Source organism: Lysinibacillus contaminans, from assembly GCF_001278945.1.
GTDB lineage: Bacteria > Bacillota > Bacilli > Bacillales_A > Planococcaceae > Lysinibacillus > Lysinibacillus contaminans.
The window spans coordinates 239815-263422 of record NZ_LGRV01000003.1 but is presented as its reverse complement, the minus strand read 5'-3'; the positions used below and the strand labels follow the sequence as shown (position 1 = coordinate 263422).

Below are 23608 nucleotides of genomic sequence, written 5' to 3'. Positions count from 1 at the left end.
TCACAAACAAATCCTATCTTGACTAATCCCATAAAACTGATGATTTTTGTTAAAATAATTTAAAACAGATAAAACGGAGGCATCTTTATGTTTCATGATTCGGTTGTTGTGGTTACTGGCGGTGCGCAAGGAATTGGTAGAGGCGTAGCCAAAGCTTATGCAAAAAGCGGCGCAAAGGTCGTCATTGCAGATATAGATCTCGATAAAGGAAAACAATTAGAAAATGAATTGCGGGCCCTTGGCTATTCTAGTATATTTGTCCAAACGGATTTCTGTAAAGAACAGGACATTGTTTCTTTAATGAAGCAAACTGTCGACCACTTTGGCACAATAAATATTCTAATTAATAATGCAGGTACGTTTCAATATGCCTCCCCCTATGATTTATCCATGGAGGATTGGAATCATGTCATTCAAACAAATTTAAGTAGTGTGTTTTTCTGTTCCAGAGAAGCTGCTAAGATTATGCGTAGCAATGAAAATGGTGGTTCAATTGTGTCTATGGCCTCTACGCGTGCTACGATGTCTGAGCCCTACACAGAAGCCTATGCGGCAACAAAAGGGGGCATCGTCGCATTAACCCATGCACTAGCACGCTCTTTAGGTCCTGATAAGATCACTGTCAATTGTATCTCACCTGGCTGGATTGAAACCGGTGATTATGAAAGTTTACGCCCCATCGACCATGAACAACATTTATCAGGTCGAGTGGGTACGCCCGAGGATATTGCGCAAGCTTGCCTATACTTAACAAATCCAAACAATATCTTTGTGACCGGAACAAACCTTACGATCGATGGTGGGATGACGAAAAAGATGATATATGAGGAATGAGCAAAAGCATAATCATGTAATTTTTATACAATGTGCAGTCAATACACCTACAAATCCCTAATTTTTTTCACATTCCGAAGTACCTCTGAGTATTCTATTGAAAGAACTTATTTTTTTGTTCAACAATAGTAAGAGGAAAGGAATGAAAGTAAAGTGTTCCCTTACCAGTATAGATATTACGCGAATTCGCTAAGCTCGTTCTATACACAGCCATCCACACAATATACTGCACTGATTCGGCACTTTTTGAACCAGCAGCCAACTGCTAATGATTATCGTTGCATTAGTAAGGCTGAATCTGATTTTATGGCGATGAATCGCCTGCTATGGATGGAGCATGTCAATTGGACGAGGATGACCATTACCAGCATTGTATTTGGCTTGCCTGATTTACCGTTTGTGCAAGAAAGACTTTTACAAAATGCGACTGATTTAGGTAATTGTCTTCGTCCACTTTACGGCGATCAAATCGCAGACCGCTATGCTGCACTGATTAAAGAACATCTGGTCATCGCTGCTGAACTAGTAACTGCTGCTGTTAAAGGTGATGCCGCAACAGCAGAGGCAAAAGAAAAAGAATGGTATCGTAATGCAGATGACATTGTATTGTTTTTAAGCAGGATTAATCCTTGTATAAATAAAGAAGAATTAAGAAAAATGTTTTATACACATTTATCATTAACGAAAGATGAAGCCGTGGCGATGATTCAAAAAAAATATCAAAAAGACATTGAAATTTTTGATGAAATCGTAGCAGAGGCTTTAGCCATGTCTGATATGATTGCATCGGCTATCGTTATGCAATTTTATTATCGTTTTTAACAAATGTATAAGTACCAAGTCATCGGCAATTTCGAATTGTTAACGACTTGGTACTTTTTTTGGTTCCAAAACAGGTGGGAAAATCCGAGCATTTTTACTTTTTGAATAATGCGCGATTGGCTGATTATAAGGCGTAAGAGCTTTTATAAACGGTGTCATTGTATTGTGATGGATGGTAACATTCACCTTCTGCAAACGCCACTGTGAATGGCAAGTATCTATGCGAAGCAAACGGTTTTTCACCTTTGTCCATAAATGATAGCGCTCTACTAACCAACTTTCAAATGCAAGACTTTCTATCTGACCCGGCATCGGTTCAAATGTAACAGTCAACGCTTCATCTATTAATTTCGGGTTTTGATAGCTGCTAGTGAAAGATAAGGCCGTTCCCTCTTTTTTCATTGACATCTTGGCACGACGGTAAGGTAGTAAATGACCGATTGTTGTCATTTGTACGATGAGCGCATTATTCGCATCCAAGTTAAAGAAATGGATACCTTTCAACCCGTTACAAGTGACGTACGTCCGCACATTTAGTTGTAAGAAGGAACTCACACCAGGGAAAGAAGGTGTGAATCTTAGCCTATTTCTACTTACTTTAAAAAGGACAAAACTAAGCCAAGCTCTATTTTCATAAAGGTCAAGTTCAAGCTCCTTTGGGATGTGTTGCACTAATTCATGAGGTTGAACTGGCCAATGAAGAAATAATACATCTTCCCACTGCTGCGTGATCATCCAAGGTTTTTTTCGCATAAAATGCCCCTCCCTGTAGAATATAGTTATTTCCCACAGTAGCACCATTCAAACGAAAACAAATGAAAAACACCCAATTTGGTGATTGGATGCTTCATAACAGTTACTATTTGTCCTCTACTTCCAGTTCTTTTTCAAGCAATTTATAATATAAATGACGTAATTCTGATTCCTTATAGAGCCCCAAGTGATTGCGTAATAGAGGATGTAACATGATGCCTCTTGCTCGCAATTCCTTAACAAACCAACCTTTAGAATACCTATGCACAATGATCATTCTCCAATCAATTACGTCTCAGCACAATTCAAAATCCGAGACATCCGCCGGAGCCTTTAACATGATTCAGCAGGTGATTGAACACCACTGAATAGATCGCTAAAATTGCATTCATCCCGGCACTTATGAAGTTGGGGGACTTCCGCTGAATCTTGTTAAATTCTCTATCCATACATACGATATGCTAGCAAACTTTTATCGGTTCCTCTTCACAAAAACATTCCTTAACCACAGAAAAAAGCACCTCACTAATCATTCAATTTCAGATAAACAGTCAAATGACCGATACCTGTTTTTTTGAATCATCAGCAAAGTGCTTATTCTACTAGTGTTCACCTACATATATCTACTGCCTCACGAACGTATGTGAAGAAATACTTTCATTGTCATCTGTAAAAAAATCCACTTGGAATTGATCGTCACGTATATCTACAACTGCAAAGCTTTTCTCCTTGCGTCCACGTGGTTTTAGTAAGCTTCCTGGATTTAAGAATAGTACACCATCAATCATTTCAGCACCTAAGATATGCGAATGGCCGAAGCAGGCGATTTGCGCACCTACCTCTTTCGCTCTGTAGGATAAAGATAAGATGGAAGACTTCACATTAAATAAATGCCCATGCGTCACAAAAAATGTCACATCACCAACGTCAAATACCGCTTCATTCGGAAACGATGACTCTGCATCACAATTTCCACGCACCTTTTGCATACCTGCTAGTGCAGTATGAGAAAAGGCAAGTTCGCTATCACCACAATGAATTATCGCATCGACTTTCGGATAAAACCCACGTACTTTGTCTATGACCTGACTATCTCCATGTGTATCACTCATGACTAAAACTTGCATGGACATCACTCCTTATTTCATAAGAGTTGGTAGTATTTCTTTCAACTGGCGAATGGCGTTGCCTCGGTGAGAAATCGCACCTTTTTCTTCAGGTTTAAGTTCTGCCATCATGCGATTCAAGCTAGGTACGAAGAATATAGGATCGTAGCCAAAGCCATTTGCACCGCGTTTTTCATGGGCAATAACACCTTCACATGTGCCAAAAACGGTTGTTGTCTCAATGTTTGGACCTGCAATAGCGATACAGCAACAGAAACGAGCTGTACGTTTTTCATCTTCTACACCTTGTAAATTTGCAAGTAACTTCACCATATTTGCTTCGTCGTCATGGTCGCCAGCGTAACGTGCTGAATATACGCCTGGCTCGCCGTTAAGAGCGTCTACTGCAAGACCACTATCATCTGCAATCACAATTGTACCTAGTGCTTTAGCAAGTGCTTCTGCTTTTAACACAGCATTTTCTTCAAATGTTGTACCCGTTTCTTCAATTTCCATATCAGGCGCTACATCAAACATCGTGACTACTTCATAGCCTAGGGGACCAAATAGTGCTTCAAAATCCTTCGCTTTGCCCTTGTTTTTAGTGGCAATAACAACTTGTTTCATATTAGCAGTTCCCTCCAACTTTACTTGCAAGTTCGCCTAATGCTTCTTTTTGCATGTCGATTAATTCGCGAATGCCTTTTTCACCAAGTGCTAATAGCTCATTTAATTCCTCACGTGAGAATGTTGCTTCTTCACCTGTTCCTTGTAATTCTACAAAGCGACCAGCGCCTGTCATGACAATGTTCATATCCACTGCGGCTGAAGCATCTTCTACATAGTTCAAGTCTAAAACAGCGCCTTGTTCTGCAACAATGCCAACACTTGTAGCAGCTAAAAAGTCTGTTACAGGGAATTTAGCTAGTTTTTTTTCTTCTGCCAACTTGCCAATCGCCTGTGTCATTGCTACAAATGCGCCTGTAATCGATGCTGTACGCGTGCCTCCGTCTGCTTGAATAACGTCACAGTCAATCCATACAGTACGCTCTCCTAGTGCCTCTAAATCGACAATAGCACGTAATGCACGGCCAATTAGACGTTGAATTTCCATTGTACGGCCGTTCACTTTACCGCGAGATGATTCGCGTACTGTACGTTGCGCTGTTGCACGTGGTAACATTGAGTATTCCGCTGTAATCCAGCCCTTACCTTGTCCTCGTAAAAAGCCAGGTACTTTATCTTCTATTGTTGCTGTACAAATTACTTTTGTATTCCCTACTTGAATTAATACTGAACCTTCTGGGTGTAGTAAATAGTCGCTATCCATGTTTACAGGACGCAGTGCATCCGCATTTCTTCCATCAAATCTAGTCATTATATTCGTTCCTCCTAAAATCTTTCGCGCACTCATTTTAACATATTTTATGATTGCATGACGACACAAGCCTGTATTTATATGATATTTATCATACAGGATGCATTACATTTTCATCTACAGTTAATTTCATTATACTGTTATAGTAGGCATATTAGAGAAAGAGGTGATGGTCATGACACAATCAACGATTGAACAAAATGGTTATACAGTAAAGGAAGAATTTTGGAATGCTCTGACACATGGAATTGGTGCTTTATTGACTATTCCCGGCACCCTTTTATTAGTACACAAAGCACTAACATCTGGTTCAACAACTGAACTTGTGAGTTATATTATATTTGGATTTTCTATGTTCTGCTTATACTTAGCATCTACGTTGTATCATGCAATTCCGACACATAAAGTGTTATTAAAAAAACTAGATCACAGCTCTATATTTTTATTAATTGCTGGTACATATACACCGGTAGCACTTGTTGCTGTAGGTGGGCAGCTTGGTTGGACTATTTTTACGATTGAATGGGTACTAGCCATCATTGGCATTGTGTTAAAACAATTCTTCGTTCATCGTTTCAAAAAAGCATCACTGCTCGTATATATCGGCATGGGGTGGCTCATTATATTCGCTTATAAACCATTAGTCGCGTATATTTCCTTTGACGGCTTCATGGTACTTTTACTCGGTGGTATTTGTTATACAGCGGGCACATTCTTTTACAAAAACAAAAACATTCCGTATAACCACGCTATATGGCATCTATTTGTCATGGCAGGCAGTGCCACGATGTTCGTTGCTGTGTATTTATTTATTTAAATGTGAATACCTGGACACCCTAAATCTATCCTTTTTAAAAAAGAAACAGCCTAGCTACTAAGCTAAGCTGTTTCTTTATTTTAATGTAATGCGGTTTATATCTAATGTACCTTGCTCTAGCCAACTTTCTGCAATCGAGCGGAAAATCGGTACTGAACCGGTTGCAAAAAATTTATGGGCAGACTTAGTATCTGAATCTGCTAATGTGCCGTTATACGCAAGCATTTCCTGCACATCTTTTGCTGTTTCCTCTGCAGAAGATAACACAAAGACATCTTCTCCGACCACAGCTTCAATTTGCTTTTGCAAAATTGGGTAATGCGTACATCCTAAAATAACTGTATCAAATTGCTCATTTTTTAATGGTTTTAAACCCTCAGCAATCAATTCACTTGCAAAATTGCCCTTGTACTCACCACTTTCTACTAAGGGTACGAAAGTTGGACATGCAAGTGGAATAATATGTGTTGACGTATTGAGTGACGTCAATGCTTCCTCATAAGCCCCACTTTTAATCGTCCCTTCTGTAGCAAGTACAACGACCTCATGTCGCTTTGTCTTTTTAACAGCTGCACGTGCACCAGCATTGATGACACCTAATACTGGAAAGGGCATATTTCTTTGTAAACTTTCGAGTGCCACTGCAGTAGCTGTATTACATGCAATGACAAGCATTTTGACATTCATTTTTTCTAATGCTTTTGCCATTTGCCAAGTGAAATTCCGTACTTCCTGTCTAGATCGTGGACCATACGGACATCTTGCTGTATCACCAATATAATAGATTGTTTCGTTCGGTAACAGCTTCATAATTTCTTTTGCTACGGTTAAACCGCCTACTCCTGAATCAATAACGCCTATCGGGGCATTCATACTTTCCGCCTCAATCCTGTTTCATGTGTACATGTAGTTTTTGTAAATAGCTCGAAAATTGCTCGGTTTCTTGGACATCAAAGCCAACCAGCATTTCTTGCAAATATTGCTGTCGTTTTTCAATTACTTCTTGTATAATACGTTCGCCTTTTTCGAGAAGTTGAATGACCACAACACGACGATCATTCTCGTCGCGCACGCGTTTAACTAATTCATTTTTCTCCATTCGGTCCACTAGATCTGTTGTTGTGCTAAAGGCTAAATACAAACGATTAGACAAATCGCCAATTGTTATATCTCCGAGCTCTTCTAACCACTGTAATGCAACAAATTGTGGCGGCGTAATCGCATATTGCGAAACAATTTCTCTTCCTTTTTGCTTCACAATTGCCGCTATATAGCGTAATTCCTTTTCAACCGTTGCAACGGTTTCAGGTGAGTGCTTTGTTACTTCATCCGACATATAACTATTCCACTCCTAAAAATACGTTGAATAGTTCTATTTTGTCGTTTTTTTCTCAAAATAGCAAGAGTGCATTTATTCTAATTTGAATTCTTCTAAGCGTAAAAGCTCAATAATGGCTTGTGAGCGATTACTCACACCTAGTTTTTGAATTGTATTTGAAATGTGATTGCGCACTGTTTTTTCACTAATACCAAGCTGCTCTGCAATTTCTTTCGTTGTTTTTTCCGCTAATAATAGCGCAAATATTTCACGTTCTCGGTTAGTTAAAAGAGAACGATGATGGGAGCCATTCATATTTAGTCACACCCTCCTCCCCCTCACGTATTGTAACTTATGTAAAGAAATGAAGAGCGGTGACGGCTATTACATGAATAAATCAACATTCGGCAATTTTTTTGCGTATTTCTTCTATATTAATCAATTTCGGCCCATGTAATCGTGACATACGCCTTACTTTTGGGATTTAAAACATTTACTACATTAAGTTAATTAACTGCTAGTGATTTTAATCGAAGTTTATCTTCCTCTGAAATTGGCACGCTCTTACCAGTCTGAGGGTCCATTTGAACAATGGTGCCTCGTCCAGTAAAACATACTTCATCCCTTTGATTTTTCGCTAAGTAATGTAGGTCCATCGATGAATTGCCAATCTTTGCGACCTTTGTATAAATACGTAGCACATCATCAAAGAAAACCTGTTGCACATAATCACATTGTAAATCTGCCACAATCGGAATACCCTTTACATTTTCATCAATAGCTGCTGGCATGAGTACCCCTAGATGACGGAAATAATCTATGCGGGCCTGCTCAAAATACGTAAAGCTTACCGTATTATTCATATGCCCAAACATATCTGTCTCAGAAAAACGTACACGCACCTCAATATGAAATTGAAATCCCTCTACCCATTGCTCATAATCCCCCACATAACTTGCCTTCATGTTGTCCATCCCCTTTATAATCAATTACAACGCTTAAAATGAATACTAGTTCATTATATAGGAAAACACTTCATTATCCTATATAAAATCAGATATTTCAGTTTTTTCTGCACTTACTTACACACATCGATCCTCTGTTCTCACAAGTTTTATCCGTCTAATAAGGCATTCAAATAAAAAAACGCCCTTACACATTATCGTGTAAGGGCGTAGAGTAGTTGTATTAGTCAACCATATGATCTGAACCGAAGAAGTTACGGAACATTTGTACTGTAGTCGCACGGTTTAAAGATGCGATAGAAGTTGTTAAAGGAATACCTTTAGGACAAGCTGCTACACAGTTTTGAGAGTTACCACAGTTAGCAAGACCACCGTCGCCCATGATTGCATCTAAACGCTCGTTTTTAATCATTGCCCCAGTTGGGTGAGTGTTGAAAAGACGAACTTGTGATAGTGGTGCTGGTCCCATGAATGAAGCTGATTCAGACACGTTTGGACATGCTTCCATACAAACACCACAAGTCATACATTTAGATAATTCATAAGCCCATTGACGTTTGTTTTCAGGCATACGTGGACCTTCACCTAAATCATACGTACCATCGATCGGTACCCATGCTTTAACTTTTTTAAGTGCATTGAACATACGATCACGGTCAACTTGTAAATCACGAATAACCGGGAAAGTTTTCATTGGCTCAAGACGGACAGGTTCAGTCAATTGGTCAATCAGTGTTGAACAAGATTGACGTGGACGTCCGTTGATCACCATTGAACATGCGCCACAAACTTCTTCTAGACAGTTCATGTCCCATGCTACAGGTGTCGTTACTTGTCCATCTGCAGTTACAGGGTTTTTTTGAATTTCCATTAATACAGAAATTACGTTCATACCATGACGGTAAGGTACTTTAAATTTTTGCGTATAATCGCTTCCACCTTGCGTATCTTGACGCAAAATTTCAACATCTATCATTCTTCCAGTATTAGCAGTTGCTTGCATGTTTATCAGCCTCCTTAAGCAGAGTAATCACGTTTACGTGGTGGGATTAACGATACGTCAACTTCTTGGTAAGTAATAACTGGTTCACCAGTAGCTGGATCGAATTTCGCCATTGTTGTTTTTAAGAATTGCTCATCATCACGTTCTGGGAAATCTGGTTTGTAGTGTGCACCACGAGATTCATCACGTAATAAAGCGCCTTTAGTCATTACTTTTGCAAGGTATAACATATTTTTCAACTGACGCGTAAAGTGAGCACCTTGGTTACTCCATTTTTGCGTATCGTAGATGTTGATGTTTTCCCAACGCTCTTGTAATTCAGTTAATTTTTCGTACGTTTTTTCAAGACGATCGTTATGACGTACTACTGTCATGTTGTCAGTCATCCACTCACCAAGCTCTTTGTGTAGAAGGTAAGCGTTTTCTGTTCCATCCATTTTAAGGATAGCATCCCATTTGTCTTGCTCTTCTTTCACGCGAGCATCGAAGACTTCTTGTGGAATATCTTCCGCATGCTTTTTAAGGCGTTTAATATAATCAACTGCATTTGGACCAGCGACCATACCACCGAAAATAGCAGAAAGTAATGAGTTTGCGCCAAGACGGTTTGCACCATGTTGAGAATAATCACATTCACCCGCTGCGAATAATCCAGGGATTTCAGTCATTTGGTTGTAATCTACCCATAATCCACCCATTGAATAGTGAACTGCTGGGAATATTTTCATTGGTAATTTACGTGGGTCATCTCCTACGAATTTTTCGTAGATTTCGATAATTCCACCTAGTTTAATATCTAATTCATGCGGATCTTTATGAGAAAGATCTAGGTATACCATGTTTTCGCCGTTGATACCAAGTTTTTGGTTTACGCAGACGTCGAAAATTTCACGTGTCGCGATGTCACGTGGTACAAGGTTACCATATGCAGGATATTTTTCTTCAAGGAAGTACCAAGGCTTACCGTCTTTGTACGTCCAAATACGACCACCTTCACCACGAGCAGATTCTGACATTAGACGGTTTTTGTCGTCTCCAGGAATCGCTGTTGGGTGAATTTGAATGAACTCACCATTCGAGTAAGAAGCACCTTGTTGGTACACGATAGAAGCAGCAGAACCTGTGTTGATAACAGAGTTTGTTGTTTTACCGAAGATAATACCAGGGCCACCAGTCGCCATGATGACAGCGTCACCGCGGAATGATTTGATTTCTCCTGTACGCATATCTTGCGCTACGATACCACGACAAACGCCGTCAGGATCGATAATTACACCAAGGAATTCCCAGTGCTCGTACTTATTTACTAAACCAGCTACTTCGTGAGAACGAACTTGCTCATCTAGTGCGTATAGTAATTGTTGACCAGTTGTTGCACCAGAGAATGCTGTACGGTGCATTAACGTACCCCCGAAACGACGGAAGTCAAGTAGACCTTCTGGCGTACGGTTGAACATAACACCCATGCGGTCCATTAAGTGGATAATACCAGGTGCTGCGTCAGCCATTGCTTTTACTGGTGGTTGGTTCGCTAAGAAGTCCCCACCGTATACTGTATCATCAAAGTGAATCCAAGGAGAATCCCCTTCACCTTTAGTATTTACTGCACCATTAATTCCGCCTTGCGCACATACAGAGTGTGAGCGTTTTACGGGAACTAATGAGAATAATTCAACTTCAGTACCAACTTCAGCTGCTTTAATCGTTGCCATCAGACCGGCTAAACCGCCGCCAACAACAATTACTTTGCTTTTCGCCATGATTATTTCTCACTCCTCTTTAAAAATTGCAATGATTGTATAGGTTGCTAATTTTGCTTCTATATAATTATACGAAAGCTAGAATAGCAGCCACACCAACTACACTTAAAATTACGAAAAGAATGTTAGTTACATATGTAGCGATCTTTTGAGACTGAGGAGATTGTGTAATACCCCAGCTTACTAGGAATGCCCATAACCCGTTTGATAAGTGGAACGTTGCTGATAAGATACCTACAATGTAGAATCCAAGCATGAATGGATTAGAAACGATTTCTTCCATCATATTGAAGTCCACTTCAGTACCAAGCGCTTTTTGAATACGCGTTTGGAAAATATGCCATGCAACGAAAATAACTAAGAAAACACCAGTAAAACGTTGTAATGAGAACATCCAGTTACGGTATGTACTAAAACGACCTGTGTTTGGTTTAGCTGTGAATGCGATGAATACACCATAGAATGCATGGAACATTAATGGGATGTAAATAACAACCCACTCAACTAGCAACAATAGACTATGAGGAACTAATTCCATAACCCCCGTTGCATCATTGTAAGCTTGTTCACCGCCAACAGCAGTGAAATTCAATGACAAGTGGAACACTAGGAACAGACCTACTGGAATGACACCAAGTAGAGAATGTAAGCGTCGCCATAAAAACTCTCGATCCTTCGACAAAACTGTTACCCCCCTTTAGTACTTAAAATAGCACATCAACAGAAGTCACCAAATTGTAAATGATACTTCATTGACTGTGTATTTCATCATGGTACAATATTATGACATGTTTATTGTACTCTCAAGAGCAACAAGCGTCAAGGTAACTTGGCGTTTTTCGCGCTCCTCATTAAACGATTATTCTAGTGCAATATGTTCGTTTTTCGCTCGAAAAAACAGCCATTACTTAAAGTTTATGTAATAATATGAAAATTCTATGAAAGAAGGCTTTATATGATAAAAAATCCACCTAATGCAGTATCTTCCTTTGGCTATGAATTAATTCGCGACCATGTTCTATCTTCTATACTAGGAAAACACGAGGATGACATCCTTTATTGGGCAGGAAAAGAGCTTGCTCGTAAGTTCCCTTGTAAAAGTCAAGAAGAAATTGTCGCATTTTTCGATGATGCGAGCTGGGGTACATTAACAATTGCCAAAGAGACGAGGGATGGACGTATCTTCCATTTAACAAACGGCCCGGAGTTTTTACAAATTAGCAATCGTAGTTTTAGACTTGAAGCTGGTTTTATAGCAGAGCAAATCCAGCAAATTCAAGGCTATTTAACTGAGTGCTACGACGAAAAGCATGACAAGCAACAACTCATCACCTTCACTGTCAAATGGGATGTTAAAGAACGCATTTTAAATACTATTCCTACAAAATAATAAAAAAAGCGCAATCACATAAAAGGAGGTATCTCATATTCAGTTGAGATACCTCCTTTTACTTTAAGCGTGCAATGCTTCTTCCAAATTGAATTCCTCGTGTAATGCATTTGCAGCACGGATCATATCATCTTGTGGCACTACTACCGATACTTTAATTTCAGATGTGCTCACCATCTTGACTGGAATGTCCTCGCGACGTAAACGGTCGAACATACGGGCAGCAACGCCTGGATTCGATGCCATCCCCGAACCGATAATGGATATCTTCGATAAACCGATTTCAAAATCAGCAAAGCTAAAGCCTAGCGATAATTTACTATCCTCAAGTACGCGAAGTGCATCAGCAAATTCATCCTTCACAATTGAAAATGACACAGATGGTTTCACCCCATCAATAATGGCCTGCACGATAATATCGACATTAATGCGATTTTCAGCAAGTGTCGTGAACATATCTGCTAATGAAGCATCTGAATAAGCATCATATCCAACAGTTAGGCGAATAATATCTGATTCAAAGGCTACCCCTCGTACTAATAAATTTTTCTCCATTTCGACTTCCTCCTTCAATAAGGTACCTTCTGCTTCCGTTATACTTGAACGAATAATGACTGGCATTTGAAATTTTTTCGCTAGCTCCACCGCACGTGGATGCAATATATGTGAGCCAAGATTAGACAACTCTAACATTTCATCATAAGAGATTTCTTTCAACTTTTGTGCTTCAGGTATGTAGCTCGGATCGGCCGTATAGACACCATCGACATTCGTATAAATATCCACACGTTCCGCTTTAAGTGACGCCGCAATTGCAATCGCTGTCGTTTCAGCCCCGCCCTTACCAAGCGTTGTGATATTCTGATGTTCATCAATACCTTGCTCGCCAGCAACGACTACAACTTTACCTTCAGCAAAATGCTCTTCAATACGTCTTACATTCACGTTATTGATACGTGCATTATAATGAACCGAATCCGTTTGAACGCCAGCTTGCCAACCTGTTAAAGACACCGCATCATAACCCAATTCCTGTAGTGCCATTGCAAAGAGTGCACTCGTTAATTGTGAGCTTGTCGCTAATAATACATCTAGCTCACGCTTTGACACGTCATCCGATAAATCTCTCGCCATTCTTGTTAAATCCTTTGTCGTCCTTCCCATTGCCGCCGTCACAACAACTACATTAAAACCGCGTTCTTTTTCAGCAATCACTTTTTTCGCTACCTCTTGGATACGCTCTGTTGATGCAGTAGCTGGTCCGCCGAATTTTAATACAATACTTCCCATCTGTCATTCCCCCCTACACATAATCGTTTCGTTGAACGTAAAAAGGCAGCCTTCACATAACGTGAATAGCTGCCTTCAACATGTACAATTATAAAGCTTGCGCATGTGTGATAGCTCTCCGAAACGTAAAGATTCGACAGTCTTACATCTCTTAAATGCAAAACCAGCATGACATCGGAAACAACGATGTCCTACTTCGGCAAGCTCCCCTTTCACACATATTCAGCGGATTTGTTCATCCTCCTATGTGTTACTGTTGAATCTTGCGCCTCTATCATCACTAAAATAGTGACTATATGAAATTCTTAATTGTCCCTACCTTAGCATATGTCTAGTCCTTTGACAACGCTTCCTGCTGAAAATACGCATGGATATTACTTGCTAGGTTAGCTGGCATACCGGCTTCTTGTAGTTCGTGTTCACTTGCCTCACGAATTTTCTTAACCGAGCCAAAATGTTTGAGTAGTTGCTGTTTGCGCTTGGGTCCAATACCTTCAATTTCATCCAGTACAGACTGGATGGCATGCTTTTCATGTTGTTGACGCAAAAATGTAATCGCAAAACGGTGCACCTCATCCTGAATACGCTGTAGTAAATAGAAGCCATCACTCGTACGTTTTAACGCTATAACTTTTGGTGGATCGCCAAATAATAGCTGTGATGTATTATGCTTATCGTCCTTTGCTAAGCCGGCAATCGGGATAGATAAACCGAGTTCGTCTTCTAATACTTCACGTGCAACCTCCATTTGCCCTTTCCCACCGTCAACTAATACTAGATCTGGTAGTGGTAGATTTTCCTTTAGCACCCGTATATAACGGCGACGAATAACTTCCTGCATCGCGCCGTAGTCATCATGCTTGGCAGCTGTGCGCGTTTTGTACTTACGATATTCCTTTTTTGCTGGTCTTCCATCAACAAAAACGACCATTGCCGACACGGCGTCTGTTCCATGCATATGGCTATTATCAAATGCTTCAATACGCAGCGGCGGAGCAATGCCCATTGCCTCACCAAGTGCTTCACATGCTCCAATTGTGCGTTCTTCCTGCCGCTCAATAAGTTGGAATTTCGCCTTTACTGCGATTTCTGCATTTTTCGTCGCTAAATCAACAAGCTCTTTTTTCTGTCCACGCTTTGGCGTTAGTACCTTCACACCAAGTAATTCAGTTAAAATAGCTTCGTCAATAGCCTGTGGAATGAATATTTCTTTTGGCTTGATATGTTCCGGTTTTTCATAAAATCGGCCGACGAACGTTAAAAACTCTTCCTCCGCATCTCTGTATATCGGGAAAATGGATACATCGCGCTCAATGAGTTTACCTTGGCGTACAAAAAATACTTGCACACACATCCATCCCTTTTCGACTGCATAACCGAACACATCACGGTTCGTTGTATCGCTTGAAACAATTTTTTGTTTTTGCATCACCGTATCAATATGAGTTATTTGGTCACGAAATTCCTTCGCTCGTTCGAACTCCAAGTTTTCCGCCGCTGCGAGCATTTTCTCTTCCAACTCTTTTTTTACTGTCTCCACACCGCCGTTTAAAAACTTTGTCATTTCCTCAATCATTTCTGTAAATACTTGCGGCTCAACATCCTTTACACAAGGTGCTAGGCATTGCCCCATATGATAGTACAAACATACTTTTGATGGCAGTTGCACACATTTCCGAAGCGGATACAAACGATCGAGTAATTTTTTCGTTTCACTGGCCGCATACGCATTTGGATATGGACCAAAATACTTTGCTTTATCCTTTTTGACTTTGCGTGTCGTAATCAAGCGCGGGTATTTTTCATTTGTAATTTTCAAATAAGGATATGTTTTATCGTCCGTTAGCATGATATTGTATTTCGGATCATGTAATTTAATCAGATTCAACTCTAGAATAAGGGCCTCTAAATTTGATGATGTGACGATATAGTCAAAGTCTTCGATTTCACCAACAAGTCGCTGCGTTTTCCCCTCATGCGTTCCATTGAAATAAGAACGCACACGATTTTTAAGAATTTTGGCTTTGCCGACATAAATAATCGTGCCTTGCCTGTCCTTCATCAAATAGCAGCCAGGCTGATCTGGTAAAATTTCAAGCTTACGTTTGATTAAATCATTCATCGCCTACCTGCCTCCTTCACTTTTCCTTTTATTATACAATGTAAAAAAGCCAAGCACATCTTAAGATGGCCTGGCTCAGAAATATCTAGAAAATTATGCGTGTTTAGCGATAAGAGCTTCTAACGCTTCTTTTGGTTGGAAACCAACAGTTTTGTCTACTAATTCACCATTTTTGAATAAAAGTAGTGATGGGATAGACATGATTTGGTATTGCGCTGCAGTACCTTGGTTGTTATCAACATCCACTTTTACGATTTTAGCTGCGCTACCTTCAGCGTCCATTTCTTCAAGAACTGGTCCAATCATTTTACAAGGTCCACACCAAGCAGCCCAAAAGTCTACTAGTACTAACCCCTCTTTAATATCATCTTGGAAAGATGCATCTGTTGCATGTACAATTGCCATTTGAAATCCTCCTTAAACTAACTATATTTGTAGTATAGCACGTTCAAAATAACTTGAGCGAACAATCTGCCTTGATTGTATAATTTATGAAAAACATGGAGAAGCAAGTCAAAAAAAGTTATTTAGACGATTAACTATTCAGCTTCATTTTCATGAAAACGACCTTTATAAACATACGTTAACGTAATAAAAATATAAATGGCTAGCGTAATACCTGTTACGATAATAGATGTTGTAAAAATAATACCAATTAAGATCGCACTCAAGGCGATAATAGCAGCCCAAGTTGTATACGGGAACCATTTCACCGCATAGGCGCTTGTTTTTTCCGGCTGTATTTTTCGCGATTTTAGATGTGCAACTGCGATGATTAACCATATAAATAACACGGTATATCCTAATGATCCCATCAGGAATTCAAAAGTCTTACTTCCAGCAAACAAAGAAATGATTACGCCCATATATAAAGCTAATGTACACATCAATATCGCATACACAGGAACCTTCTTTTTCGATAAATGTGCGAAGATTTTAGGGATTCGACCGTCCACAGCTTGTGTATACAACACGCGTGATGAGCCATATAATCCCGAGTTCATTGATGAAATTATTGCAAGTATCACAACAGCGTTCATAATATGGTCGGCACCAGGAATCCCAATCATTTTAAATACCATGACAAACGGACTTTCCGCTACCCCATTAACTTCATTCCATGGAATTAAACTCACGATAATAAAGAATGGCAGTAAGTAAAAGAAAATAATTCGTACTAATGTACTGCGAACAGCTTTTGGAACCACTTTTTCAGGATTTTTTGTTTCTGCCAACGTAATACCAATAATTTCAGTGCCTCCATAAGAATAGATAACAACAAGCATTGCGGCAACTAAGCCTGTTGATCCGTTCGGAAAGAAACCACCGTGATCCGTTAAGTTAGAAAAACCAACAGCTGTATGATTACCAAACGTGACAAGTAATAATACGAATCCTGCTATGATAAACACTACAATAACGGTAATTTTAATTAAAGCGAGCCAGTATTCTGTTTCTGCAAAAACTTTCACAGATAACAAGTTTATGACTGTAACCAATACCGAAACGGATAATGCAAGCATCCAAATTGGATAATCCGGCAACCAGTATTGAAGGAAAATCGCTGCAACCACCGATTCAGCCGCAATATTTAAAACCCACATTTTCCAATAGATCCAATCTAGAAAATAAGCGGGGAATTTCCCTAGAATCGATTGTACTAAATCTCGAAATGTTCTTGCCTCACTATTACGGACAGCCATTTCTGCTAGTCCTTGCATTACAAATAATAGAATAATACCACCTATTAAGTATGCAATCAGTACTGATGGTCCTGCCAAATCAATGGCTGCACTACTCCCTTTAAATAATCCTGCGCCAATGGCACCACCTAATGCCATCATCGTAATATGACGTGAGGTCATTGTTCTCTGTAATTTCTGGTTGTCTTTGTCCATTTCTTTTCCTCCTAAAAATCAAAAAAGCACATCGTCTCTTCTTTCATTATCAAATGAAAGAAGAGACGACGTGCCTTAAGCAAACCGCGGTACCACTCTAATTAGTCCTATAAGAACTCTACTTAAAAAACCTGGTAACGAAGGTTAATCGTTAAAATAAATAGAATAGTCCGTCATTTCTATTTACCTTACCACTCCTAGGCAAGTTCAAAGTATTATTGGACTGCGTTGCACCAACCCGCAGCTCTCTTCACCAAATAATGAGCTTTTACTACTCCTACTCTTTGCGTTTCGAAAAATTTTAATTAATATCGAACACTATACTCACTTGTTTTCATCCTGTCAACTCTTTATTTTGAAATAACTTTCGAAATGGATAAACCCTACAATATTAGGATAAGCAAGGATCATCACCAAAAGTCGGGGATGACATTTGATTAAAGAATATATTGATTGTATTCGAGGTTGGGCGACTCCTGAGGGATTAGAGTGAGGGTAATGAAAAAGTGTTTTTTTAATAAATTCTCTAATAAAAATAGGACCTAAAGGATTTTGCGCTCTAGCATTCGCTTTCCGCAGGCACAGCGTAAGCCGCAACCCTCGCTACGCGCGGTTTGTTGCGTCTTACGTCTTGTGCTGTTCCTGCTGGAGTCTCACGCTGCTGTCGCTTTGCTTTCGCGCGGAAGACATTCGCTGCCGCGCAAAATCCTTGCATAGTAAAATAATGCTCCTGCGAAAAATTACTATAAAATAATCTTAGTTTAGAGTTTTCCAGTGCCCTTATTATAGTCCTAGATGAGACCCTGGAGCGAGGCTTGCCGAGTGAAGCGGCTCATCGGACGACCCCGGAACGGAAATCAGCGCTACGTTATGGTGATGAGCCACAAGGAAACATAAAAAACAGGGAAGAAGTATCCTCCCTGCCACTAAAAATTATGCATTTACTTTTAACGCTTTGAATTCTTGAATTAGAAGAGGAATTACTTCGAATAGATCGCCTACGATACCGTAGTCTGCTACTTTGAAGATATTCGCTTCTGGATCTTTGTTAATCGCAACAATTACTTTTGAGTTGGACATACCAGCTAAGTGCTGAATTGCCCCAGAAATACCTGCTGCAATATATAGGTCAGGAGTAACTACTTTCCCTGTTTGACCAATTTGCAATGAGTAGTCACAGTATTCTGCGTCACATGCACCACGTGAAGCACCAACAGCACCACCTAGTAATGTTGCTAATTCTTGTAATGGCTCGAAGCCTTCTTCTGATTTCACGCCACGACCACCAGCAATAACCACTTTTGCCTCTGAAAGATCAACACCCTCTGAAGTTTTACGCACAACTTCTTTAATAATTGTACGTAGGTTTGTAATGTCAACAGTAACTGCAGATACATCACCTGATTTACCTGCCACTTTTTCTAAAGGTGCAATATTGTTAGGACGAATTGTTACGAAAATAACGCCGTCTTTTACTTTCACCTTTTCGAAAGCTTTACCAGAATAGATTGGGCGGACGAACACAACATCATCGCCAGCACCTTCAATAGAAGTTACATCTGAAATTAAACCAGATTGTAATTTACTTGCAATTTTCGGTGATAAATCTTTACCATTCGCTGTATGACCGAACACGATACCTTGTGGGTTTTCTTGTTCAATAACAGCTAATAACGCTTGGCCGTAGCCGTCAGATGTATAGTCTTTTAAATGTGGATGTTCAACTGTTACAACACGGTCTGCACCACTCTCGAATAATGGACCAGTAAGACCTGTTACTGCATCCCCTAAAAGTACACCAACTACCTCGCCACCGTCAGCAATTTGTTTCGCTGCTGCGATCGCTTCAAAAGAAACGTTACGTAAGCTTCCTTCACGAACTTCACCTAATACTAATACTTTTTTCGACATAGTATATTCCCTCCGTTACCCTCTTCGATTTCGATTAAGTTAAACTACTTTTGCTTCTGTATGAAGTAAGTTCACTAGCTCTTTTACTTGTGCAGAAAGTTCGCCTTCTAATACGCGACCTGCTGCTTTTTGTGCTGGTAAGTAAATTTCGACAGTTTCAATTTTTACTTCTACATCATCTTCGTCGATATCCAAATCATCTAATTCAAGCTCTGCAAGCGGTTTCTTCTTCGCTTTCATGATGCCTGGTAAAGATGGGTAACGTGGCTCATTTAGACCTTGTTGAGCTGTTACTAAAAGTGGTAAAGATGTTTCGATTACTTCTGAATCGCCCTCGATATCGCGTACGATTTTCGCTGATAATCCATCGATTTCAAGATTTGTAATTGTTGTTACATAGTTGATGCCTAATAGGTCAGCAACACGTGGACCTACTTGACCAGAACCGCCATCAATTGCAACGTTCCCAGTTAAAATAAGGTCAGCCTCTTTATCTTTTAAATACTCTGCTAAAATGAAAGCAACAGCATTTTGATCTAATTCTTCTAAATCGTCTTCTGTGTTAATAAGAACCGCTTCGTCAGCACCCATTGCTAAAGCTGTACGTAGTTGTTTTTCAGCATCCTCGCCACCAATTGTGACTACAGTTACTTTGCCGCCTTCAGCGTCACGTACTTGGATTGCTTCTTCAATTGCATACTCGTCGTATGGGTTGATGATGAATTCAGCGCCATCCTCTTGGATTTTACCACCTGACACAACGATTTTTTCTTCAGTATCAAATGTACGTTTAATTAATGCAAAAATGTTCATATATCCATACCTCCTGAAACGATTTTTAATTTCTAAGTAAACTTGTAAATATTATATATATTCAGTGTCGGTAAACTCCTTATTTTATGTCACCGACACTGATGTATAACTATTTGCCAGTAAATACAGGTTCGCGTTTTTCAATAAACGCTTGGATTCCTTCTTTTGCATCTTCTGTCACGAACACCGTACCAAAGGATGTTGCTTCAGCTTTAATACCCTCGTAGAATGAAGCTGATTTTGCATATTGAAGTGTTTCAATTGTTGTTTTTAGAGCTATCGGACTTTTCTTAGCAATTTTTTTCGCCAATTTCAATGTCTCGTCTAGTAGTTCTTCTTCTGCAAATGCACGATTCGCAAGACCCCATTGTACAGCTTCTGCTCCTGAGATAGGATCACTTGTAAACATCATTTCAGCGGCTTTTGCAACGCCAACATAACGTGGTAAGCGTTGTGTGCCACCAAAACCTGGAATTAGACCTAATTGTAATTCAGGTAAGCCTAATTTTGCTTTCTCAGTTACAAAGCGCATATGACAGCTCATTGCAAGTTCAAGTCCACCACCTAGTGCTGCACCATGGATCGCTGCAATAACTGGTTTAGGGAACGTTTCTACACGTTCAAACACTACTTGTCCATGGTTTGAAAGTTTTGCAAACTCTTCCCCTGTTGCCACATCTGTAAACTCCTTAATGTCTGCACCTGCTGAGAAGAATCGTCCCTCACCATGAAGTAAGAGTACACGAACTGCGTCGTCGTTTTCTACCTCATTCAATAATTCATTGATTTCTGCAATCAACCCACCTGATAATGCATTCGCTGGTGGACGTGCTATCGTAACGATTGCTACCCCATCTTCCACTTTCCACTTTAGAAATTCCATTTCTCCACATCCTTCTTAAGCTTTTATGCCGTTCAAGATCAACTCTTGCACTTTTGGAACTTGCTCTAATAGATCATATCGATAATCATTCATCACCCAGGATGTAATCATTTCATCGATTGTGCCAAACACCATTTGACGGGCTAGCCTTACGTCCATCGTCTGGTTAAACTCACCTGAAAGCATACCTTCAATTAAAATTTGATCGAGCAGCTTTAAATATTCTCTTAATACTGCGTTAATCTTCAATCGTAGCACTTTGTTTGATTGTCGTAGCTCTAATTGAGTGACGGTTGCTAAATATCGATCTGTTACCAGAACATTAAAATGATTTTCTATCATTCGTGAAAGTTTATCTTGAGATGTACTTCCATTTTCTATTATATCTTGTAATGACTCTACAAAAACAGCCATTTTTTCATTAAAGACAGAAATTAAAATATCTTCTTTATTTTTAAAATATAAATAGATTGTTCCGTCTGCCACCCCTGCTTGTTTTGCAATTTTCGATACTTGCGCTTGGTGATACCCATTTTCTGCAATAACGATTACAGCTGCATCAATAATTTGCTTATATTTTGGCTTATCTCGTTTCACTTTTATATCACCACCTAGGAAAAGCGTAAGCACGCCCACTTTCATTCGAGAGATCAAAACGACCTTGAGGATGTGGCGTGATTACCTAAAAATAAAAAATATGGAAAAATGAATAGTCATTCATATTTCCATATTATAATTAACACTATGACTTGTCAATACTTTACTGTGTAGTTATTTTGCTTCTTTACTCGCCATTTTCGTTTTTTCTTCTTCTATCAAAGTACGGCGCAAAATTTTGCCGACTGCCGTTTTTGGCAGCTCGTCACGGAACTCGTAGAAACGAGGCACCTTAAACGCTGCTAAATGCTGACGGCAATATTTGTTTAATTCGTCTTCTGTAATTGAATATCCTTCTTTTAAAACAATATAAGCTTTTACAGTTTCTCCCCGGTACGGATCTGGAATGCCCGCCACGATGCATTCTTGAATTTCATCAAGCTCATACAGTACTTCCTCAACTTCACGCGGGTAAATATTGAATCCACCTGCAATGATTAAGTCCTTCTTTCGGTCTACTACATAGAAGAAGCCCTCTGTGTCCATATAGCCTAAATCTCCAGTTAAAAACCAACCATCAGCAAACGTTGCCGCTGTATCTTCTGGTCGATTCCAGTAGCCTTTCATCACTTGAGGCCCTTTTACAGCAATTTCGCCAACTTCACCGACTGGTAGCTGCTCTGTATCGCCTGTTCGTAATATCACCGAATCCGTATTCGGCCATGGCATACCGACTGAACCGATCACACGTTTCCCCCAAATCGGTGTCGCATGTGTAACAGGGGACGTTTCTGTTAAACCATAGCCCTCTACAAGCTTACCTCCTGTTACCGCTTCAAATTGCTCCTGCACCTCAACCGGTAGTGACGCTGACCCACTCAAACAAGCCTTTATAGAAGATAAATCATATTTCTTAATATCAGGGTGATTCAGTAGACCAATATACAACGTTGGTGCCCCAGGGAACAGCGTTGGCTTTTGCTTATCGATTGTTTTCAACGCTGTTTCTGGATCGAATTTTGGCAATAACACCATTCGATTGTGCGTAAATACTGATAACAACATCACCGTTGTCATCCCATACACGTGGAAGAATGGTAAAACACCCATGATCGTTTCTTCCCCATGTACACATTCGTACATCCACGCATCACACATCGATGTATTTGCAATTAAATTTTTATGTGTCAACATAACACCTTTCGGGAAGCCTGTTGTTCCTCCTGTATATTGCAGCAAAGCAAGATCTTCTTCAAAATCAAAAGGCATTTCAATCGTTTTTATAGGTGAAGATTTCATAATCTCTGTAAATAAATGATTTTGTCCACTATGCTCAACCTTCACACTAAAACCATACTGTTTCTTCTGAATAAACGGATATACTAAGTTTTTCGGGAATGGTAAGTAATCTTTAATCCCAGTCACAATGACATTTTCAAGTGCAGTTTCCTTAAGGACCTTCATGACGCGTGGATACAAAATATCCATTACTAAAATAACCTTCGCGCCCGAATCAGCCATTTGGAATTGTAGCTCTCGTTCAGTATAAAGCGGATTCGTCTGAACCACTACTGCCCCAGCATACATTGCCCCGTAGTAAGCGATTACACTTTGTGGAGTATTTGGTAGCATAATTGCCACGCGATCCCCTTTTTCCACCCCAAGTGACTGCAAGTAATTGGCGAACCTAAGTGATGACTCGTACAGCTCTGTATACGTCAGATCTCTGCCCATGAAATGTATGGCTACTTTAGATGGATTCGCTTTATAGGCACGTGTTAAAAATTCTTGCACTGGAATTTCCTCAAACGATAAAGTCGATGGTATTTCTTTAGGATAATTTGCTAACCATGGTTTTTCTATCATACGCCTTTCCCCCTTGTCCCAAACTTTGTAAATTCTTACTTTCATTATAATGAAAAAGAAATACACTTACAATCACAAAAAA

25 protein-coding genes, 1 riboswitch and 1 other annotated feature are annotated in these 23608 nt (G+C 39.7%); of the genes, 4 read left to right on the top strand and 21 right to left on the bottom strand.

Annotation, left to right across the window (positions count from 1 at the left end; translation table 11 throughout):
- The first annotated feature begins 87 nt into the window (after positions 1-87).
- A complete protein-coding gene (locus tag AEA09_RS03665) occupies positions 88-834 on the top strand; it encodes an SDR family NAD(P)-dependent oxidoreductase (RefSeq protein WP_053582559.1) in 747 nt (248 codons plus the stop codon).
- A gap of 246 nt (positions 835-1080) precedes the next feature.
- Complete coding sequence (locus AEA09_RS03660; protein ID WP_245622773.1) at positions 1081-1656, top strand: hypothetical protein; 576 nt, start codon at positions 1081-1083, stop codon at positions 1654-1656.
- A 39-nt stretch (positions 1657-1695) separates the two neighbouring features.
- Here AEA09_RS03660 and AEA09_RS03655 read toward each other — a convergent pair whose 3' ends face one another.
- From AEA09_RS03655 to rph, 5 genes are all read right to left on the bottom strand, one after another.
- A complete protein-coding gene (locus AEA09_RS03655; RefSeq protein WP_053582557.1) occupies positions 1696-2409 on the bottom strand; it encodes a YqjF family protein in 714 nt (237 codons plus the stop codon).
- Positions 2410-2515: 106 nt separating this feature from the next.
- Positions 2516-2686 (bottom strand): DUF2639 domain-containing protein, encoded by a 171-nt coding sequence (locus tag AEA09_RS19420; RefSeq protein WP_211263228.1) that lies wholly within the window; start codon positions 2684-2686, stop codon positions 2516-2518.
- Positions 2687-3032: 346 nt separating this feature from the next.
- Positions 3033-3536 (bottom strand): metallophosphoesterase, encoded by a 504-nt coding sequence (locus tag AEA09_RS03650; protein ID WP_053582556.1) that lies wholly within the window; start codon positions 3534-3536, stop codon positions 3033-3035.
- 12 nt (positions 3537-3548) lie between these two features.
- On the bottom strand, positions 3549-4142 hold the full coding sequence (locus AEA09_RS03645) for an XTP/dITP diphosphatase (RefSeq protein WP_053582555.1): 594 nt from the start codon (positions 4140-4142) through the stop codon (positions 3549-3551).
- Between the two features lies 1 nt (position 4143).
- Positions 4144-4893, bottom strand: a complete 750-nt coding sequence (gene rph, locus AEA09_RS03640; RefSeq protein ID WP_053582554.1) for a ribonuclease PH — start codon at positions 4891-4893, stop codon at positions 4144-4146.
- Between the two features lie 175 nt (positions 4894-5068).
- Between rph and trhA the strand changes: the two genes are divergently transcribed.
- Positions 5069-5710, top strand: coding sequence for a PAQR family membrane homeostasis protein TrhA (trhA, locus tag AEA09_RS03635; protein WP_053582553.1), 642 nt, complete (start codon positions 5069-5071; stop codon positions 5708-5710).
- A gap of 75 nt (positions 5711-5785) precedes the next feature.
- Here trhA and racE read toward each other — a convergent pair whose 3' ends face one another.
- The 7 genes from racE to AEA09_RS03600 form a co-directional block, all read right to left on the bottom strand.
- Entirely contained in the window at positions 5786-6583 is a 798-nt protein-coding gene (gene racE / locus AEA09_RS03630; RefSeq protein ID WP_053582552.1) for a glutamate racemase, read from the bottom strand.
- A 10-nt stretch (positions 6584-6593) separates the two neighbouring features.
- Positions 6594-7046, bottom strand: a complete 453-nt coding sequence (locus AEA09_RS03625; protein WP_053582551.1) for a MarR family winged helix-turn-helix transcriptional regulator — start codon at positions 7044-7046, stop codon at positions 6594-6596.
- 75 nt (positions 7047-7121) lie between these two features.
- The gene (locus tag AEA09_RS03620) at positions 7122-7343 is read right to left on the bottom strand and encodes a helix-turn-helix domain-containing protein (RefSeq protein WP_053582550.1); all 222 of its coding nucleotides are present in this window, start codon (positions 7341-7343) and stop codon (positions 7122-7124) included.
- A 191-nt stretch (positions 7344-7534) separates the two neighbouring features.
- Positions 7535-7993: an acyl-CoA thioesterase gene (locus AEA09_RS03615; protein ID WP_053582549.1), complete on the bottom strand. Its 459-nt coding sequence runs from the start codon at positions 7991-7993 to the stop codon at positions 7535-7537.
- 223 nt (positions 7994-8216) lie between these two features.
- Positions 8217-8996 carry a succinate dehydrogenase iron-sulfur subunit gene (gene sdhB, locus AEA09_RS03610; RefSeq protein ID WP_053582548.1) on the bottom strand — a complete coding sequence of 260 codons (780 nt, stop codon included), beginning with the start codon at positions 8994-8996 and terminating at the stop codon, positions 8217-8219.
- A 14-nt stretch (positions 8997-9010) separates the two neighbouring features.
- Complete coding sequence (sdhA, locus tag AEA09_RS03605) at positions 9011-10756, bottom strand: succinate dehydrogenase flavoprotein subunit (RefSeq protein WP_053582547.1); 1746 nt, start codon at positions 10754-10756, stop codon at positions 9011-9013.
- A gap of 67 nt (positions 10757-10823) precedes the next feature.
- Entirely contained in the window at positions 10824-11438 is a 615-nt protein-coding gene (locus AEA09_RS03600; protein WP_053582546.1) for a succinate dehydrogenase cytochrome b558 subunit, read from the bottom strand.
- A gap of 273 nt (positions 11439-11711) precedes the next feature.
- Here AEA09_RS03600 and AEA09_RS03595 point away from each other — a divergent pair, with 273 nt between their 5' ends.
- Positions 11712-12146 (top strand): YslB family protein, encoded by a 435-nt coding sequence (locus AEA09_RS03595; protein WP_053582545.1) that lies wholly within the window; start codon positions 11712-11714, stop codon positions 12144-12146.
- Between the two features lie 63 nt (positions 12147-12209).
- On the opposite strand, the gene AEA09_RS03590 is transcribed toward AEA09_RS03595, so the two are convergent.
- The 9 genes from AEA09_RS03590 to AEA09_RS03550 all read right to left on the bottom strand — a co-directional run bounded on the left by AEA09_RS03590 (position 12210) and on the right by AEA09_RS03550 (position 23526).
- A complete protein-coding gene (locus AEA09_RS03590) occupies positions 12210-13436 on the bottom strand; it encodes an aspartate kinase (protein WP_053582544.1) in 1227 nt (408 codons plus the stop codon).
- 103 nt (positions 13437-13539) lie between these two features.
- Positions 13540-13718: riboswitch (Lysine riboswitch) on the bottom strand.
- Between the two features lie 49 nt (positions 13719-13767).
- Complete coding sequence (uvrC, locus tag AEA09_RS03585; protein ID WP_053582543.1) at positions 13768-15558, bottom strand: excinuclease ABC subunit UvrC; 1791 nt, start codon at positions 15556-15558, stop codon at positions 13768-13770.
- A 93-nt stretch (positions 15559-15651) separates the two neighbouring features.
- Positions 15652-15963, bottom strand: coding sequence for a thioredoxin (gene trxA, locus AEA09_RS03580; protein WP_053582542.1), 312 nt, complete (start codon positions 15961-15963; stop codon positions 15652-15654).
- Between the two features lie 134 nt (positions 15964-16097).
- Positions 16098-17456, bottom strand: coding sequence for an amino acid permease (locus AEA09_RS03575; RefSeq protein WP_053582541.1), 1359 nt, complete (start codon positions 17454-17456; stop codon positions 16098-16100).
- Positions 17457-17514: 58 nt separating this feature from the next.
- Positions 17515-17750, bottom strand: a binding site (T-box leader).
- Between the two features lie 639 nt (positions 17751-18389).
- Positions 18390-19367 carry an electron transfer flavoprotein subunit alpha/FixB family protein gene (locus AEA09_RS03570; protein ID WP_053582540.1) on the bottom strand — a complete coding sequence of 326 codons (978 nt, stop codon included), beginning with the start codon at positions 19365-19367 and terminating at the stop codon, positions 18390-18392.
- A 39-nt stretch (positions 19368-19406) separates the two neighbouring features.
- Complete coding sequence (locus tag AEA09_RS03565) at positions 19407-20180, bottom strand: electron transfer flavoprotein subunit beta/FixA family protein (RefSeq protein WP_053582539.1); 774 nt, start codon at positions 20178-20180, stop codon at positions 19407-19409.
- A 109-nt stretch (positions 20181-20289) separates the two neighbouring features.
- Positions 20290-21063, bottom strand: coding sequence for an enoyl-CoA hydratase (locus AEA09_RS03560; RefSeq protein WP_053582538.1), 774 nt, complete (start codon positions 21061-21063; stop codon positions 20290-20292).
- Positions 21064-21078: 15 nt separating this feature from the next.
- Entirely contained in the window at positions 21079-21660 is a 582-nt protein-coding gene (locus tag AEA09_RS03555) for a fatty acid metabolism transcriptional regulator FadR (protein ID WP_053582537.1), read from the bottom strand.
- A 174-nt stretch (positions 21661-21834) separates the two neighbouring features.
- Positions 21835-23526: an AMP-binding protein gene (locus AEA09_RS03550; RefSeq protein WP_053582536.1), complete on the bottom strand. Its 1692-nt coding sequence runs from the start codon at positions 23524-23526 to the stop codon at positions 21835-21837.
- Between the last annotated feature and the right edge of the window lie 82 nt (positions 23527-23608).

Excerpts from the sequence above, each read along its gene's own strand:
- AEA09_RS03665 (WP_053582559.1), top strand. The coding sequence starts at position 88 with ATGTTTCATGATTCGGTTGTTGTGGTTACTGGCGGTGCGCAAGGAATT.
- AEA09_RS03655 (WP_053582557.1), bottom strand. The coding sequence starts at position 2,409 with ATGCGAAAAAAACCTTGGATGATCACGCAGCAGTGGGAAGATGTATTA.
- AEA09_RS19420 (WP_211263228.1), bottom strand. The coding sequence starts at position 2,686 with ATGATCATTGTGCATAGGTATTCTAAAGGTTGGTTTGTTAAGGAATTG.
- AEA09_RS03650 (WP_053582556.1), bottom strand. The coding sequence starts at position 3,536 with ATGCAAGTTTTAGTCATGAGTGATACACATGGAGATAGTCAGGTCATA.
- AEA09_RS03645 (WP_053582555.1), bottom strand. The coding sequence starts at position 4,142 with ATGAAACAAGTTGTTATTGCCACTAAAAACAAGGGCAAAGCGAAGGAT.
- rph (WP_053582554.1), bottom strand. The coding sequence starts at position 4,893 with ATGACTAGATTTGATGGAAGAAATGCGGATGCACTGCGTCCTGTAAAC.
- trhA (WP_053582553.1), top strand. The coding sequence starts at position 5,069 with ATGACACAATCAACGATTGAACAAAATGGTTATACAGTAAAGGAAGAA.
- racE (WP_053582552.1), bottom strand. The coding sequence starts at position 6,583 with ATGAATGCCCCGATAGGCGTTATTGATTCAGGAGTAGGCGGTTTAACC.
- AEA09_RS03625 (WP_053582551.1), bottom strand. The coding sequence starts at position 7,046 with ATGTCGGATGAAGTAACAAAGCACTCACCTGAAACCGTTGCAACGGTT.
- AEA09_RS03620 (WP_053582550.1), bottom strand. The coding sequence starts at position 7,343 with ATGAATGGCTCCCATCATCGTTCTCTTTTAACTAACCGAGAACGTGAA.
- AEA09_RS03615 (WP_053582549.1), bottom strand. The coding sequence starts at position 7,993 with ATGAAGGCAAGTTATGTGGGGGATTATGAGCAATGGGTAGAGGGATTT.
- sdhB (WP_053582548.1), bottom strand. The coding sequence starts at position 8,996 with ATGCAAGCAACTGCTAATACTGGAAGAATGATAGATGTTGAAATTTTG.
- sdhA (WP_053582547.1), bottom strand. The coding sequence starts at position 10,756 with ATGGCGAAAAGCAAAGTAATTGTTGTTGGCGGCGGTTTAGCCGGTCTG.
- AEA09_RS03595 (WP_053582545.1), top strand. The coding sequence starts at position 11,712 with ATGATAAAAAATCCACCTAATGCAGTATCTTCCTTTGGCTATGAATTA.
- AEA09_RS03590 (WP_053582544.1), bottom strand. The coding sequence starts at position 13,436 with ATGGGAAGTATTGTATTAAAATTCGGCGGACCAGCTACTGCATCAACA.
- uvrC (WP_053582543.1), bottom strand. The coding sequence starts at position 15,558 with ATGAATGATTTAATCAAACGTAAGCTTGAAATTTTACCAGATCAGCCT.
- trxA (WP_053582542.1), bottom strand. The coding sequence starts at position 15,963 with ATGGCAATTGTACATGCAACAGATGCATCTTTCCAAGATGATATTAAA.
- AEA09_RS03575 (WP_053582541.1), bottom strand. The coding sequence starts at position 17,456 with ATGGACAAAGACAACCAGAAATTACAGAGAACAATGACCTCACGTCAT.
- AEA09_RS03570 (WP_053582540.1), bottom strand. The coding sequence starts at position 19,367 with ATGTCGAAAAAAGTATTAGTATTAGGTGAAGTTCGTGAAGGAAGCTTA.
- AEA09_RS03565 (WP_053582539.1), bottom strand. The coding sequence starts at position 20,180 with ATGAACATTTTTGCATTAATTAAACGTACATTTGATACTGAAGAAAAA.
- AEA09_RS03560 (WP_053582538.1), bottom strand. The coding sequence starts at position 21,063 with ATGGAATTTCTAAAGTGGAAAGTGGAAGATGGGGTAGCAATCGTTACG.
- AEA09_RS03550 (WP_053582536.1), bottom strand. The coding sequence starts at position 23,526 with ATGATAGAAAAACCATGGTTAGCAAATTATCCTAAAGAAATACCATCG.